At 67.1% G+C, this 13,441-nt stretch carries 14 protein-coding genes; 8 read left to right on the top strand and 6 right to left on the bottom strand.

Annotation, left to right across the window (positions count from 1 at the left end):
- Positions 1-14: 14 nt before the first annotated feature.
- A complete protein-coding gene (metK, locus tag ACVBD7_RS19230; RefSeq protein WP_458094853.1) occupies positions 15-1,202 on the bottom strand; it encodes a methionine adenosyltransferase in 1,188 nt (395 codons plus the stop codon).
- Positions 1,203-1,302: 100 nt separating this feature from the next.
- Positions 1,303-1,875 carry a transposase gene (locus ACVBD7_RS19225; protein WP_458094852.1) on the bottom strand — a complete coding sequence of 191 codons (573 nt, stop codon included), beginning with the start codon at positions 1,873-1,875 and terminating at the stop codon, positions 1,303-1,305.
- Positions 1,876-2,048: 173 nt separating this feature from the next.
- Here ACVBD7_RS19225 and ACVBD7_RS19220 point away from each other — a divergent pair, with 173 nt between their 5' ends.
- A complete protein-coding gene (locus tag ACVBD7_RS19220; protein ID WP_458094851.1) occupies positions 2,049-3,233 on the top strand; it encodes a dsDNA nuclease domain-containing protein in 1,185 nt (394 codons plus the stop codon).
- A gap of 33 nt (positions 3,234-3,266) precedes the next feature.
- Complete coding sequence (locus ACVBD7_RS19215) at positions 3,267-4,976, top strand: hypothetical protein (protein WP_458094850.1); 1,710 nt, start codon at positions 3,267-3,269, stop codon at positions 4,974-4,976.
- Positions 4,977-4,981: 5 nt separating this feature from the next.
- Here the strand turns inward: ACVBD7_RS19215 and ACVBD7_RS19210 are convergent, their stop codons facing one another.
- Positions 4,982-6,028, bottom strand: coding sequence for an Ldh family oxidoreductase (locus ACVBD7_RS19210; RefSeq protein ID WP_458094849.1), 1,047 nt, complete (start codon positions 6,026-6,028; stop codon positions 4,982-4,984).
- A 203-nt stretch (positions 6,029-6,231) separates the two neighbouring features.
- Here ACVBD7_RS19210 and ACVBD7_RS19205 point away from each other — a divergent pair, with 203 nt between their 5' ends.
- Positions 6,232-6,414, top strand: a complete 183-nt coding sequence (locus ACVBD7_RS19205; RefSeq protein WP_458094848.1) for a DUF3309 family protein — start codon at positions 6,232-6,234, stop codon at positions 6,412-6,414.
- A 75-nt stretch (positions 6,415-6,489) separates the two neighbouring features.
- On the opposite strand, the gene ACVBD7_RS19200 is transcribed toward ACVBD7_RS19205, so the two are convergent.
- The 3 genes from ACVBD7_RS19200 to ACVBD7_RS19190 form a co-directional block, all read right to left on the bottom strand.
- Complete coding sequence (locus ACVBD7_RS19200; protein WP_458094847.1) at positions 6,490-7,068, bottom strand: lipid-binding SYLF domain-containing protein; 579 nt, start codon at positions 7,066-7,068, stop codon at positions 6,490-6,492.
- Between the two features lie 87 nt (positions 7,069-7,155).
- Positions 7,156-7,908, bottom strand: a complete 753-nt coding sequence (dapB, locus tag ACVBD7_RS19195) for a 4-hydroxy-tetrahydrodipicolinate reductase (RefSeq protein ID WP_458094846.1) — start codon at positions 7,906-7,908, stop codon at positions 7,156-7,158.
- 72 nt (positions 7,909-7,980) lie between these two features.
- Positions 7,981-8,385 carry a PRC-barrel domain-containing protein gene (locus ACVBD7_RS19190; RefSeq protein ID WP_458094845.1) on the bottom strand — a complete coding sequence of 135 codons (405 nt, stop codon included), beginning with the start codon at positions 8,383-8,385 and terminating at the stop codon, positions 7,981-7,983.
- Between the two features lie 108 nt (positions 8,386-8,493).
- On the opposite strand from ACVBD7_RS19190, the gene ACVBD7_RS19185 reads away from it, so the two are divergent.
- The 5 genes from ACVBD7_RS19185 (at position 8,494) to ACVBD7_RS19165 (ending at position 13,188) form a co-directional block, all read left to right on the top strand.
- Entirely contained in the window at positions 8,494-9,459 is a 966-nt protein-coding gene (locus ACVBD7_RS19185) for a tripartite tricarboxylate transporter substrate binding protein (protein ID WP_458094844.1), read from the top strand.
- Positions 9,460-9,578: 119 nt separating this feature from the next.
- The gene (locus tag ACVBD7_RS19180) at positions 9,579-10,421 is read left to right on the top strand and encodes a UDP-2,3-diacylglucosamine diphosphatase (protein ID WP_458094843.1); all 843 of its coding nucleotides are present in this window, start codon (positions 9,579-9,581) and stop codon (positions 10,419-10,421) included.
- Positions 10,418-11,662, top strand: coding sequence for a glycosyltransferase family 4 protein (locus ACVBD7_RS19175; protein WP_458094842.1), 1,245 nt, complete (start codon positions 10,418-10,420; stop codon positions 11,660-11,662). Before ACVBD7_RS19180 ends, ACVBD7_RS19175 begins: the two co-directional genes overlap by 4 nt.
- A complete protein-coding gene (locus ACVBD7_RS19170) occupies positions 11,649-11,903 on the top strand; it encodes a hypothetical protein (protein WP_458094841.1) in 255 nt (84 codons plus the stop codon). Before ACVBD7_RS19175 ends, ACVBD7_RS19170 begins: the two co-directional genes overlap by 14 nt.
- 211 nt (positions 11,904-12,114) lie before the next feature.
- Positions 12,115-13,188 carry a YncE family protein gene (locus ACVBD7_RS19165; RefSeq protein ID WP_458094840.1) on the top strand — a complete coding sequence of 358 codons (1,074 nt, stop codon included), beginning with the start codon at positions 12,115-12,117 and terminating at the stop codon, positions 13,186-13,188.
- Positions 13,189-13,441 lie beyond the last annotated feature (253 nt).

Here is a 13,441-nt window from a genome sequence, read left to right as displayed (position 1 = left end):
ACACGATTCGGCGTTCAGCGGCCGAAGGCGCGCTTCAGCTCGGCCGCGAGGTCAGTGCGTTCCCAGGTGAAGGTGCCCTTCTCCGCATCCGGCGTGCGGCCGAAATGGCCGTAGGCGGAGGTGGGGACGTAGATGGGGCGGTTGAGGTGCAGGTGCTCGCGGATGCCGCGGGGGGAGAGGTTCACCAGCTCACCGATGACCTGGACCAGCTTGGCCTCGTCCACGTCGTGGCCGGTGCCGTGGAGGTCGAAATAGACCGACAGGGGCTTGGCGACGCCGATGGCGTAGGAGACCTGCATGGTGCAGCGATCGGCCAGGCCGGCGGCAACGACGTTCTTGGCGACGTAGCGGGCGGCGTAGGCGGCGGAGCGGTCGACCTTCGTGGGGTCCTTGCCGGAGAAGGCGCCGCCGCCGTGGGGGGCGGCCCCGCCATAGGTGTCCACGATGATCTTGCGGCCGGTGAGGCCGCAGTCACCATCGGGGCCGCCGATGACGAAGGTGCCGGTGGGGTTCACGTAGATCTCGCCGGCCTGGGGCATCCAGCCGGGGGGGAGCGAGGTCTCGATGAAGGGGAGGACGAGGGCCTTCACGTCCTCCTGGGTCATCCCCTCCTCATGCTGGGTGGAGACGACGACGGAGGTGGCGCCGACGGGCTTGCCGTCCACGTACTTCAGGGTGACCTGGGACTTGGCATCCGGCAGGAGGCCGCGCGCGGAGACATCGCTGTTGCGGCGGGCCTCGCTGATCCGGCGGAGGATCAGGTGGGAGTAGTAGAGAGGGGCCGGCATGAGCTCGGGCGTTTCGCGGCAGGCGTAGCCGAACATGATGCCCTGGTCGCCGGCGCCTTCATCCTTGTTGCCGGCCGCGTCCACGCCCTGGGCGATGTGGGCGGACTGGGCGTGGAGGTGGCATTCCACGGAGGCGTTCTTCCAGGAGAAGCCTTCCTGGTCGTAGCCGATATCCCGCACGGCCATGCGGGCGGCGTGCATCAGGAGTTCCGGCGTGATGTCACCGGGGCCGCGGGTTTCGCCGGCGATGACGATGCGGTTGGTGGTGACGAGGGTTTCGCACGCGACGCGCGCGTAGGGATCGGCTTCCAGGAAGGTGTCGAGCACCGTATCCGAGATGCGGTCCGCCACCTTGTCGGGGTGGCCCTCGGAGACGGATTCCGAGGTGAAAAGGTACTCGCCCTGGTCGCGCATGGCGTGATTCAGCCTCTTGTCGCGTGGAAGGAAGCCGGGATCCCGGGTTCCGGGCGGCGCGCGGGTTTCGCAGGCGCGAGAGGGGGGGTCAAGGCGGGGGTCATTGCGGGTGCAGGCAGAGGGGGATGCGGCGGCGGCCGCCGGCGGTGCGGAGAAGGGCGCGGCAGGTGCGGAGGAGGGGGACTTCGCGCCGCGTGAGGGGGCCGTTGAGGATGGATTTTATCGCGCGGAGGACGAGTTCGGACAAATCGGGGTTGGGGAGGAGCCAGGAGGGGCCGGGGAGGGCGTTCGGGAGGTTCAGGCGGCGGGCCAGGGCCAGGACGGGCATTCCCAGCAGGCGGTAGGTGCGGCGGTGGGCGGCGCACAGCCAGGCGAGCACCGCCTTCAGGGGTTTGGGCGCGCGGCGGCGGGCGGCGAGGGCCAGGAGGCGGGACCAGATGCCCATGCGGGCCCAGCGGCGGAACTGGCGGTGCAGGGTATCGGTGCGGGCGGCGGCGCTGCGGAAGTGGTGCCAGGGGAGGGTTGTGGTGACGGCCTGGAAGATGGCGTCCACCCGCGCGCGGGGGTTGGGGATGGGGCGGCCGGCGCCGGTGAGGGGGAGGTGGGGGGCGAGGGCGGACCACTCGGCGTCGGTGAGGGGAGACCAGGGGCGGAAGTGGGGCATGGGGGGCATGAACAACTCCTGATCACTCAACCGGAACTAACACAGAACATTCAAAACCGTCAAGGACTTTATGCCTAAGGCTGCCGGTGGGCGTCGTTGGGCTGCCGGATAGACATACAGGACCGAGTGGCAGATGCTCGCGAGCGCTCGCCAAAGAGCATGGCTTTAGTCGCAGGATCCTGATGCCCCTCGATCCAATCGCCGAAGTACTGCAGATCGGCAACCGAAAGGACCTTGCAGAAACCGGCGGAGGGCACGGTCAAAAGGGTATCGAATATCAGCGACATTGGGCGCTGATGCGGATGTTCCAACTCGAGCAGGATGGTGCGCCCGACTTTCTGCTACTCTTTGAAGCTATTCAAGACATCGCAGTTCTCGATTCCGAGATAGCTCCGACCGCGATCTGCGTATACCAGATCAAGAAAAAAGAAAGGAAAGAATGGCGTTGGGCTGAGTTAACGTTGCTCTCGGCGCCCGACGATCCCCTCTGTGTGCCACAAAAAAGCCACCCAAAGGCGCGCGGAGCCACAAAGCAAAAAAAGCCTCCCGAGGCTATCAAGGAAAGCCCTCTCGGAAAGCTCTATGCGACTGTTCGTGCGTTTCAGGCGTTAGGGAGTACCGGGCGTTTCGTCTCGAACATGGGCTGCGATTTACCCCTGCATCAGGGAGGGAACGCCGCAACTTCTCTGCCCGTGGCGCTGGAGAAGCTTTCGAAGGGCCATCAGGAGCTTCTTAAAGAAGGTCTGAAGACCTTGCATGAATCGGCGAACGAGCCGAATCCTGATCTGTCAAAGCTATATATAGAAAAAGTTGTTCTGCCGGTTAATGACACCGGCACTCATCTGGTGGGCATAGTCCACAAGTTTCTCGAGGAGCGAAGCCCACGTCACGCAGGCCAAGCGCGTGCGCTTGTCGACGCGCTCTTAGCGAAAGTTAGCCCGCTGGGAGCCAAAACTGACACGTGTGGATCCTTCCAGGAGCTTCGCCAGGAGCGAGGATATTCTAAAGCTGAATTCTCAGAAGCCTTGGGCGACCTTGAGAGTGTACCGGATCTGGTCGCCGAACTCGACAGATGGCTCTTAGCACTTCAGCTGGAGGGAATGGGCTTCAGAGAACTAAGCGGCATCAGGACGGCTGCCGCCGCTATTTTTCGAAGACAGTTGATGGGAAGAATCTCAGATGAGGAGCGGCAAATAATGGAAGAATGCGACAGACTTGTTGAAAGCCTTGGAGATCCCATCGCACTCCGACCCTTCTTTGCGAACGCGCTCGACCATTTGAGCGCGAAGTTCACCAAAACCAAAGCTCGAGAACTACAAGCCCTTTTCGCTTTGCAGGCGCTAAAGACGTGCGTGGCCCAGACCTAAAGAAGCTTGTAAGGAGCTTGCGGACCAAGTCCTATGAAAAACTTCCGATTCACCGATATATCGATTCTGTCCCCGATAGAGAAGAAGGCTCGCGCGTTCAAGTTTCATCCGCGGAAGAACCTCTTCGTCGGAAGGAATCACACGGGGAAGTCTACCGTCATCAAACATCTTTTTTTAACACTTGGGGCGACCCCTGAGGGGAAGCTGACCAAGCTGAGTGATGACATCATCTCGGCAGTATCGTTCTCAGTCAATGGCGACGCTTTCACGGCTGTTCGTCAGCACTCTTTCCGCGCTCTGTTCTCTGGCAACGGTAAACTGCTGGGAGCGGCTGATAACGGTAAGACTTGGGCATCTGCATTTGTCGATTGCACCGGCTTCAATCTCGTGCTGCCCAACAAAAAACTTGAGACTATTCCGGCCGACGCGCGCTGCTTCTTTCTTCCATTCTACATCAATCAAGACGGAAGTTGGCAGTCGAAGTGGGACACTTTTGTCGGCCTTCAACAGTACAGAAATCCCGTCGAAAGCGTTCTAGAATATTTCAGCGGCATCAAACCTCCAGAGTATTACGATCTCAATTCGTCCAAGCTCAGAGCGCAGAACACTTTAGCCGAACTATCTAAAGAAAAGGGATTTCTTGAGAAGGCAAGAGATCGCTTCTCCGGTTCTCTGTCACTCACTGGACCGAAAGCAGATCCGCAGGTTTTCGAGCAAGACATCGATCGTCTTACGCGCGAGTACAACGATCTTAATGTAAAACAGGAGCAGCTGCGGGACACGGTTGTCCGAGAAAAGGAGCAACTTGCAGACGTTCGCCTCCAAATACAGCTCGCTGACGAAGCACTCTCGCACTACGATCGTGACACCAAGTTTCTACGAGAAGATAGCTCACCTGAGCTGCGCTGCCCGACATGTGGGGCTGAACACGACAGAACTTTTATTGATATTCTGGGCTATACTGAAGAGGCGCGTAGGCTGCGGGAACTAGTCGTAAGGCTGAACAGCGACGCTGTAGCGGCTGAGGACAGATTCGAGAGTACGCGAACGCGTTTACGTGTCCTGGAGGAAAACTACAAAAAAGTCGGAGATGTCCTCGCCGTAAGACGAGGTGAAATAAGCTTTGGAGATGTGGTTGCGAGTATGGGCGCGGAACAAGCGTTTCGTGCTTTCGAGGGAGAGTTGATTGAACTTCAGCTGCAAGTCGATCAGGAGGCTGGCGTCTTGCAATCCTTATTGGCGCGCCTGAAGGATCTCGGAGATTCCGAACGGACACGCGAAATAACGAGAGACTTCAAAACGGCCTATACTGACGCCCTCGTTAAGCTAAATTTATCACCAGTAGACACTCGAAGGATGAGAATAACTTCTCGTCCAACTCTCTCGGGTAGCGGTGGCCCAAGATCAATGCTCGCATATTATGCGGCTCTTTGGGCAGTTTGCCGCGGCCGATTTGGCTCCTTCGATATACCGCTAGTGATTGATGCGCCGCAGCAGCAAGGCCAAGATGATGTAAATCTGCCGAAAATCCTGTCGTTCATAGCACACGACTTACCCCAAAATGCGCAGGTTATAGCGGGTATCGAAATGGAAACGGATCATCACTTCGACCAAAGGTTTGAATTAACCGAACAATATGGCCTTCTTCGGTCTGGTGAATACGAAAGCGTCCAGGCCTCCTTGGGACCGCTCACTGACGCCATGTACGATTATCTGCGAAGCCGTGGCAGGGAAACGTCGTAAGATTATCAGAGCAAAAACGCCGCCCCACTCTCCCCGCAAACCGCCCGCACCTCCTCCACCAAGGTCTGCACCATCGGAATGCCGTGGCGGCGGCGCTGGATGAAGGTGTCGTGCTCGGGGTCGCCGGGGATGAGGACGGGGTGGGCGGGGTCCACCGGGGTGTTGGCGCGCATGCGGGCGAGGAGGTCGTCCAGGTCGGCCTGGAAGCCCTCACGGTCCCGGAAGGCGGTGGGGTCCAGGGTGAGGAAGAAGTGGCCGGTGGCCATCTGGGCGCTGCCGGCCCCCGTGAGGGTGGCGCAGAGGATTTCGACCATCAGGGCCAGGCCGTAGCCCTTGTGGGCGCCCTGTTCACGGGTGCCGCCGAGGGGGGCGAGGCGGCGGTCCTCGGCCGCGCGGGCGCTGTCGGTCTCGGGGCCGCCCTGGGGGTTGATGGCCCAGCCCGGGGGAAGGGGTTTGCCGGCGCGGCGGGCGATGGAGACCTTGCCGTAGGCGACGGTGGTGGTCGCCATGTCGAGCAGGACGGGGCGGGCGGTGTCCTTCGTGGGGGCGGCGAAGGCGATGGGGTTGGTGCCGAGCGCGGGTTCGGTGCCGCGGACGGGGACGAGGAGGTGGGAGGCGTTGGTGAGGGAGAGGGCGATCTGGCCTTCTTCGGCTGCCATGCGCGCGTACCAGCCGGCGGGCCCGTAGTGGTTGGAGTTCATGACGCCGGCGACGCCGATGCCGTGCTGGCGCGCCTTCTCGATCGCCTTGCGCATGGCGAGGTGGGAGGGGACGTGGCCGATGGCCTTGTGGCCATCGATGAGGACGGCGGGGCCATTGTCCCGGGTGATGGTGGGGACCGCGCGGGGGTCGAGGCGGCCTTCGGCGAAGAGGCGCTGGTAGTGGGGGAGCATGCCGACGCCGTGGGAGTCCACGCCCGCGAGGTCGGTTTCGACCATGATGGTTGCGGTGATGTCGGCGTCGTCCTGGGACATGCCCCAGGTGGTGAAGACGGTGGTGAGCTGGCGGTGCAGCAGGTCCGCGGGGATGGTGAGGGCGGGTTGGCTGGGCATCGGTGTGTTCATCCCCGGTGTTCTGTTGGGTGACTTGATCCTGCGGGGCGGGGCCGTTGTCCAGTGGGGGTGGGATGCAACCTGCGTCCGTTCGGGTGCGTCATCTTCCCGTGGTTCGGCGTTCGGTTGATCCTTTCCCGGATGGCGGGGTGGGGCGGCCGGGAGGGCGGGCCTTTCAGGCGCTGCGGCGCGGGGGATTGGGCATGACGATTCTTCTGATCATTCTCGTGTTGTTTCTGCTGTTCGGCGGCGGCGGGTATTACGGCTATCGCTCGGGCTATTATGGGGGCGGTGGGTTCGGCGGCATTCTTGGGCTGCTGGTGGTGATTCTGGTGCTTTATCTTGTGTTCGGCGGTGGTTTGGCCGGGCCTGTCGTTCGCCCGTGATCGCGGGGTCCGGGGGGTGCGGTCACCCCCCGGCGTGGGGGTATCGGGGGAGCGGCGCTCCCCCGGGCTGCCTGGTCAGGCTGACGGGTTGATGCGGCTGATTTTGGTGCCGTTCAGGGCGAGCGCGGCCATGAGGCCTTCCTGGTTGAAGGTGATGGCGTAGACGGGTTCGCGGAGGGTGGTGGAGGTGGCGTTGGCCTGGACGCCGCGGTCGAGCACCACGACGGAGGGGCCGGTTCCGATTTCCCAGCCATCGGTGTTGCGGATGGCGGAGATGGATTCCTCGGTCATGAAGAACATGGCGAGGCCGGAGGACTGGGCGCCGGCGAGGAGGCCGAAGGAGACGCCGGCGATGTTGTAGTAGCCGGCCGGGGTGCTGCCGATGAGGAGGGCGCCTTCGCCGTACTGGCCGCCGACGATGAAGCCGCCCTGGATGATGCGCGGGAAGACGAGGGTGGCGCGGGCCTGGGCGAAGAGGGGCGCTGCGTTGGGGAGGTTGCGGAGGCGGGTGAGGGCGGCCGCGACGTCGGCGTCGATTTCCGTGCGGGTGGCGGCCTGGGCCTTTGTGGGGCGGAGGAGGGGGGTGGCCGTTGCCAGGGCGAGGGCCGCGGCAGGGAGGAGGCGGGTCGCGAGGGTGCGTCGGGTATGGGGCATGGGGTGCGGTCCTTCCGGAGCTGGGCCCGCGTGGTGCTTGGGCCCGGTTGCGGCGGAACGCTTCTGTGGGGCGTGGGCTGCGGTGGGTCAGGCCATGCCGAGGACGTGCTTCATGCCGTAGAGGCCCGGGGGTTGGGTGGTGGCCCAGAGGGCGGCGCGGACGGCGCCGGTTGCGTAGACGCGGCGGTCGAAGGAGCGGTGGGTGAGGGAGATGTGCTCGGAGGCGCTGGCGAAGAGGAGGGTGTGTTCGCCGACGACCTGGCCGGCGCGGAGGGAGGCGAAGCCGATGGCGCCGGGCTTGCGGGGGCCGGTGTGGCCGTCCCGGCCGGATTCGGTGCCGGCGGCTTCGAGGGTGGTGTGGCGGCCGGCGGCGACGGCGCGGCCGAGGGCGATGGCGGTGCCGGAGGGGGCGTCGATCTTCTGGCGGTGGTGGGTTTCTAGGATTTCGGCGTCGTAGGTTTCCGCGGGGAGCGCGGCGGCGAGGCGTTCGGCGAGGGCGAGGACGAGGTTCACGCCGGGCGCGAAGTTGGCGGCGTAGACGATGGGGATGTCGAGCGCGGCGTCGCGGAGTGCGGCTTCCTGGGCGGGGGTGAGGCCGGAGGTGCCGAGGATGAGGGGTTTGCGGGCGTCGCGCGCCGCCTGGAGGTGGGGGAGGACGGCGTCCGCGGTGGTGAAGTCGATGAGGACGTCGGCGGTGCGGGCGAGGGCGGCCGGGTTGGTGGGCCACTGGTCGCCCGAGCGGGCTGTGCCGCCGGCGAGGGTGGCTCCGGCCGCGGCCACTTCCTCGGCGAGAAGGCGGCCCATGCGGCCGGAGATTCCGAGGATGCCGATGCCCGTCATGTGCTGCGTGTTCCCCCGCCCGCGTTCCCCCGTGTTTTGCGGTGGAATGCGGGCGGGGGGAAGTGGGGCGTTCTAAGCCACGTCGAGCCAGAAGGGCTGGGCCTTGTAGTAGTCGTAGACGCGGCGGCCATGGGTGTCGGACAGGTCGATGTTGTCGGCGGCGGCGTAGGCGGGGGCGCCCTCGAGCTGCTCGCGGGTGAGGTCGACGACGTAGCCGGCCTTGGTCGTGTCGTAGGTGAGGACGGACCAGGGCAGCGGGTGGTGGTTCTCGCCGAGGCCGAGGAAGCCGCCAAAGGACATGACGGCGAAGGCGACGCGGCCGGAGATCTTGTCGATCATCACGGTCTCGATGGTGCCGAGGCGGTCACCGTTGCGGTTGTAGACGGCGGTGCCTTCCACCTTGTCGGCGGAGATGAGGCGGCGGCCGCTCTCGGGGAAGTCGGCCTTGCTGGTGCCGGTGGGGGCGATGTCGGACATCGGTTGGCGCTCCTGGCGTGTATGGGGTGAAACGCCTGGCGGGCGGTGCGGTTGAAGGGCGGGGCGGCCGGGCCGTAGCATCCTTCGCAACAGGCAAGAGCAGGAGGGATGTCCATGCGTCGTGGGTGGTGGGGGCGGGTTGTCGCGGCCGTTGTGCCGATGCTGTTGGCGGCAGGGATTGCGGGGGCGCAGGAGGCGTATCCGGCGCGGCCGATCCAGCTGATCGTGCCCTATCCGCCCGGCGGGAACACGGACCTGATGGCGCGGGCGCTGCAGGCGGCGCTGTCGCAGGCGCTGGGGCAGAGCGTGGTGGTGGTGAACCGGGGCGGGGCTTCGGGGACGATCGGGGATGCCGAGGTCGCGCGGGCGAGGCCGGATGGGTACACGATCGGGCTCTCGCCGAACACGCCGCTGACGGCGCAGCCGCATCTCGTGCCGCTGAGCTATTCGCTCGAGAGCTTCCGGTATCTGTGCCTGGTCTATGACAACCCGCAGGTGCTGGTGCTCGGGCGGGAGGCGCCGTTCCGGGACATCGCTGGCATGGTGGCGTACGGGCGGACGAAGCCGGAGGCGCTGGTCTATGGCTCGCCCGGGCAGGGCAGCACGCAGCACATCCTGATCGCGCGGTTGCTGCGGGCGGCGGGGGTGGAGGCGTTGCATGCGCCCTTCACCGGCGCGGGGCCGATGGCGGCGGCGGCGCTGGGCGGTCAGATCATGGCCTTCGTCGAGAGCCCATCGATCCCGGCCTCCACCGGGCTGCCGGTGGCGGGGGTGTTCAACGCGGCGCGGGTGCAGGGGCTGGCGGAGGTGCCGACGGTGACGGAGGCGGGGTATCCGATCGTCGGCAGCTCGGCGGGCGGGCTGGTGGCGCCGGCGGGGTTGCCGGATGCGGCGGCGGCGGTGCTGGAGCGGGCCTGCGGCGAGGCGGTGGGGAGCGAGAGCTTCCGCGCCGCGGCGGGGCGGCTGAACTCGGTGCCGAGCTTTGCCACGGGGGCGGCGTTCCGCGAGCGCTTCGCGCAGGAGAGCGCGGGCAACCGGCAGGTGCTGCGCGACCTGGGGATGGCGCGGGAGTAGGGCTGACAGCCCCCGCCGCAGACTGCTGCGCGCGTGTGTCGCGCGATGGTCACGCGGCGGTCATCCGGCTGTGCGTTTCGTGGCGGTAAGGCCCGGGCACACGGATGGACGGGGCTCCAATGCACCACACCGATGCGAGCAGTGGCCAGGTCAGGCGGTACCGCAGCGTGTTTCTCTCCGACCTGCATCTGGGCACGCGGGGGTGCCGTGCGGATTTCCTCGCGGACTTCCTCAAGCAGGTGGAGTGCGAGCGGCTCTACCTCGTCGGCGACATCGTCGACGGGTGGCGGCTGCGGAAGAGCTGGTACTGGGACCCGCAGCATGACGAGGTGATCCGGCTGGTGCTGCGCATGGCGCGGCACGGGACGGAGGTGGTCTACATCCCCGGCAACCACGACGAGATGTTCCGCGACTGGCTGGGGCTGGAGATCGCGGGCATCAAGCTGGCGGGCGAGGCGGAGCACCTGACCGTCGATGGGCGGCGTCTGCTGGTGATCCATGGCGACGCCTTCGACAGCGTGGTGCGCTACGCCAAGTTCCTCGCGCTGCTCGGTGACTGGGCCTATGACGCGGCGCTGGAGCTGAACCGGGTGTTCAACCTGGCGCGGCGCCGCTTCGGCTATCCCTACTGGTCGCTGTCGCAGTGGTTGAAGCGGCAGGTGAAGGGGGCGGTGAAGGCGATCGACCGCTTCGAGGAGGCGCTCGCGCATGAGGCGCGGCGGCGGGGCTTCGACGGGGTGGTGTGCGGGCACATCCACCATGCCGAGATGCGCGACATCGGCGGCGTTCTGTACATGAACGACGGCGACTGGGTGGAGAGCTGCACGGCGCTGGTGGAGCATGCCGACGGGCGCTTCGAGCTGGTAGACTGGGCGGCGGAGCGGCGGTTGTCCTTCTTTCGGCCGCGGCGCGCGGCGGAGCCCCGGCGTGCGGCGGACCCCGCCGCCGATCTGGTGGGGTGAGGACGGCTTCGCGTGAGGGCGGTGCGCTGCGCATCCTGATCGTCTCGGATGCCTGGCATCCGCAGGTGAATGGCGTGGTGCGCACGATGGAGACCGTCCTGCGGCATCTGCATGGGGGCGGCGACGTGGTGGAGGTGATCGGGCCCGCCGCGTTCCGCGCCGTCCCCGCGCCGGGCTATTCGGAGATCCGGCTGGCGGTGCTGCCGGGGCGGCGGCTGCGGAGGATGGTGGACGCCTTCGCGCCGGATGCGGTGCATATCGCGACCGAGGGGCCGCTGGGCTGGGCGATGCGGCGGCTGTGCCGCGCGCGGGGCTGGCCCTTCACCACCTCCTTCCACACGCGGTTCCCGGATTACCTGCACGCGCGCACGGGTGTGCCCACGGCCTGGAGCTGGGCGGTGATGCGGCGCTTCCACGCGCCCTCCGCCGGGGTGCTGGCGGCGACGGGGTCGCTGGTGCGGGAGCTGGTAGAGCGGGGGTTCGGGCCGGTGCGGCGATGGTCGCGCGGGGTGGATCTGGCGCGGTTCAATCCGGCGGCGGCGGCGGTGCATGCGGACCTGTTCGCGGGGCTGGCGCGGCCGGTGTTCCTGTATGCGGGGCGCGTTGCGGTGGAGAAGAACATCGCGGCCTTCCTTTCGCTCGACCTGCCGGGGACGAAGGTGGTGGTGGGCGACGGGCCGCAGCTGCCGGCGCTGCGGCGGCGGTTCCCGGATGCGGTGTTCACGGGGTATCGCGAGAACGGCGAGCTGGCGGCGCATTACGCGGCGGCGGATGTGTTCGTGTTCCCCTCGCGCACAGACACCTTCGGGCTGGTGCTGCTGGAGGCGCTGGCGAGCGGAACGCCGGTGGCGGCGCTTCCTGTCAGCGGGCCGCTCGACGTGGTGGGGGATGCACCGGTCGGGGCGCTGGACGAGGATCTTCGGGCGGCCTGCCTGCGGGCGCTGGGGGCCGACCGGGGCGCCTGCCGGGCGCATGCGGCGGGGTTCTCCTGGGAAGCCTGCGCGGCGCGGTTTCGCGAGGCGCTGGTGCCGCTGGTGGGCGAGCCTGCGGTGGAGGTGCCGGTCGCGTCGCCGGCGATGGGGCCGGAGCCGGACGCGCGGATGCGGTCGGTGGCGGTGCCCCAGGTGGGATCGGGCAGCTTGCCGGCGGTTGGGCTGGCGGCTGGGCCAGAGATTGCGCCACGGTTTGCGCCGGGGACGGCGCTCGGGCGCCAGGGAAGGATGGGGGATGATGATGCGTGATGCGTGGGACGATGCCGAGGCCTGGGCCGTTGCGGCCGGCCAGGGCTGGGGCTGGGTGGTTCCAGCGGGGCTGAATGCTGAACCCGCGGCGGATGGCTGGCGCGGGGCGCGTCTTCCGGGTGCCGCGACGGATCACGCAGCTGTTTCCGTGGGGTGGGGCGGTTTGCCCGGGTTTGGTGGCGGGCGGCGGGACGCTGGCGGGCCTGCGGGCAACGCGATCGCGGCGCTGCCGGCGCGCTGATCTGCGCGGGGCGGTCATGAACCCGCCGGGGTGTTCCGGCGGGTTTATCGGCGCGCCCTGGGAACTGCCCTGGGGGTTGATGGCGCGGGGCGGCGGGCCTTGCCGGGCGGGGCGATCCTGGCTATTGCGAATTAGTCGCAAGCATCCGTGGCCTGTCCACCGTGCCGCGCCCGCCCCGCCGTTGGGGCGCCATGTCCAGAGGGCTCCCCCGATGCCGACCGAACAGATCCTTTCCCGCCCGATGCTCTCGCGGCGCCACATGATGGCGCTGCTCGGCGGCACCGGCCTCGCCCTCGCGTCCTCGCCCGGCCGGGCGGCGGCGGCGGTGGAGCGCAGCGCCAAGGTGGCGCCGGGGCTGTACGAGCTCGTGGTCAGCCCCAGCCGAGATCTTCTCTACGTCGCGAGCACAGGTGCGCGGGGAAGCAATGCCGCGAAGATCATCGGCCTCGACCTCCGCACGCTCGAGCCGCGCGCGACGATCGAGCTGGGCGACGATCCGGCCTTCGGCCTCGCGATCAATGATCGCACGGGCACGCTGTTCGGCACCGCCACGCGCGACGGCAAGCTGCTGGCGATCGACCTGCAGAGCGGGACGGTGAAGGCGCATATCGGCGAGGGCGAGGGCGCGCATGTGCGCCAGGTGATCGTGGACGAGGCGCGGAACCGGGCCTTCGTCTCGATCTTCGGCTATCGCGAGAAGCCGAGCGCGATCTGGGTGGTGGACACGGCCGCCAACACCGTCTCCACCGTGATCACCGAAGGGCTGGAGGGCGGCATCAGCGGGCTGAGCTACGACGCCGCGGGCGACCGCCTGTTCGCCGCGGCGCTCACTGCCAACGAGGTGGTGGAGGTGAGCCTGGCGCGGAAGGCGGGCGTGCGCCGCTTCGCCTCGGGCGGTGACGGCGCGATCAACCTGGCCTTCGACCCGGCAAGCGGGCGGATCTTCTGCGCGAACCAGAAGAGCGGCAGCGTCGCGGTGCTCGACGCGGCGTCCGGGGGGGTCGTGAAGATGCTGGAGACGGGCGCGGGCGCGCTCAGCATCACCCTGACCGCCGACGGGGCGACGGCCTATGTCGCCAATCGCGGCGCGGGGACGGTGAGCCTGGTGGATGCGCGGAACCTGACGGTGACGGCGAGCCTGGCGACGGGGACGCATCCGAACACGATCGCGCTCGATCGGCGCTCGGGCGTCGCCTACGTGACGAACAAGGCGCGGATGGCGCCGCGGGGGCAGCCGCCGGTCGAGGATCCGAACGGGGATACGGTCAGCATCATCCGGGGCTGATTGCCGGGCTGGGGAACCGGGAGGGAGAAGGAATTCTCCCTCCCGGACCCTCCCTCATCTTTTTCTGGGTGGCTGCCGCGGAATGCGGGGGTCGTGGTGCGCCTGATGTTCATGACCTCAGGCGATTGGCGTTGCGGTGTGCGCGGCCGATGGCTTTTGGCCTGCGGCGCTGTCCTTTGATCATCGTATCCGCGGCAGCCCCATCGCTGGGGTCTGGGGACCCCCGTGGGGGTTCCCAGCGGAGGGTCCGGGA

Source organism: Roseomonas sp. WA12, from assembly GCF_054165765.1.
Note: the sequence above shows the minus strand (reverse complement) of the source record. Positions and strands in the feature narration are given on the sequence as shown.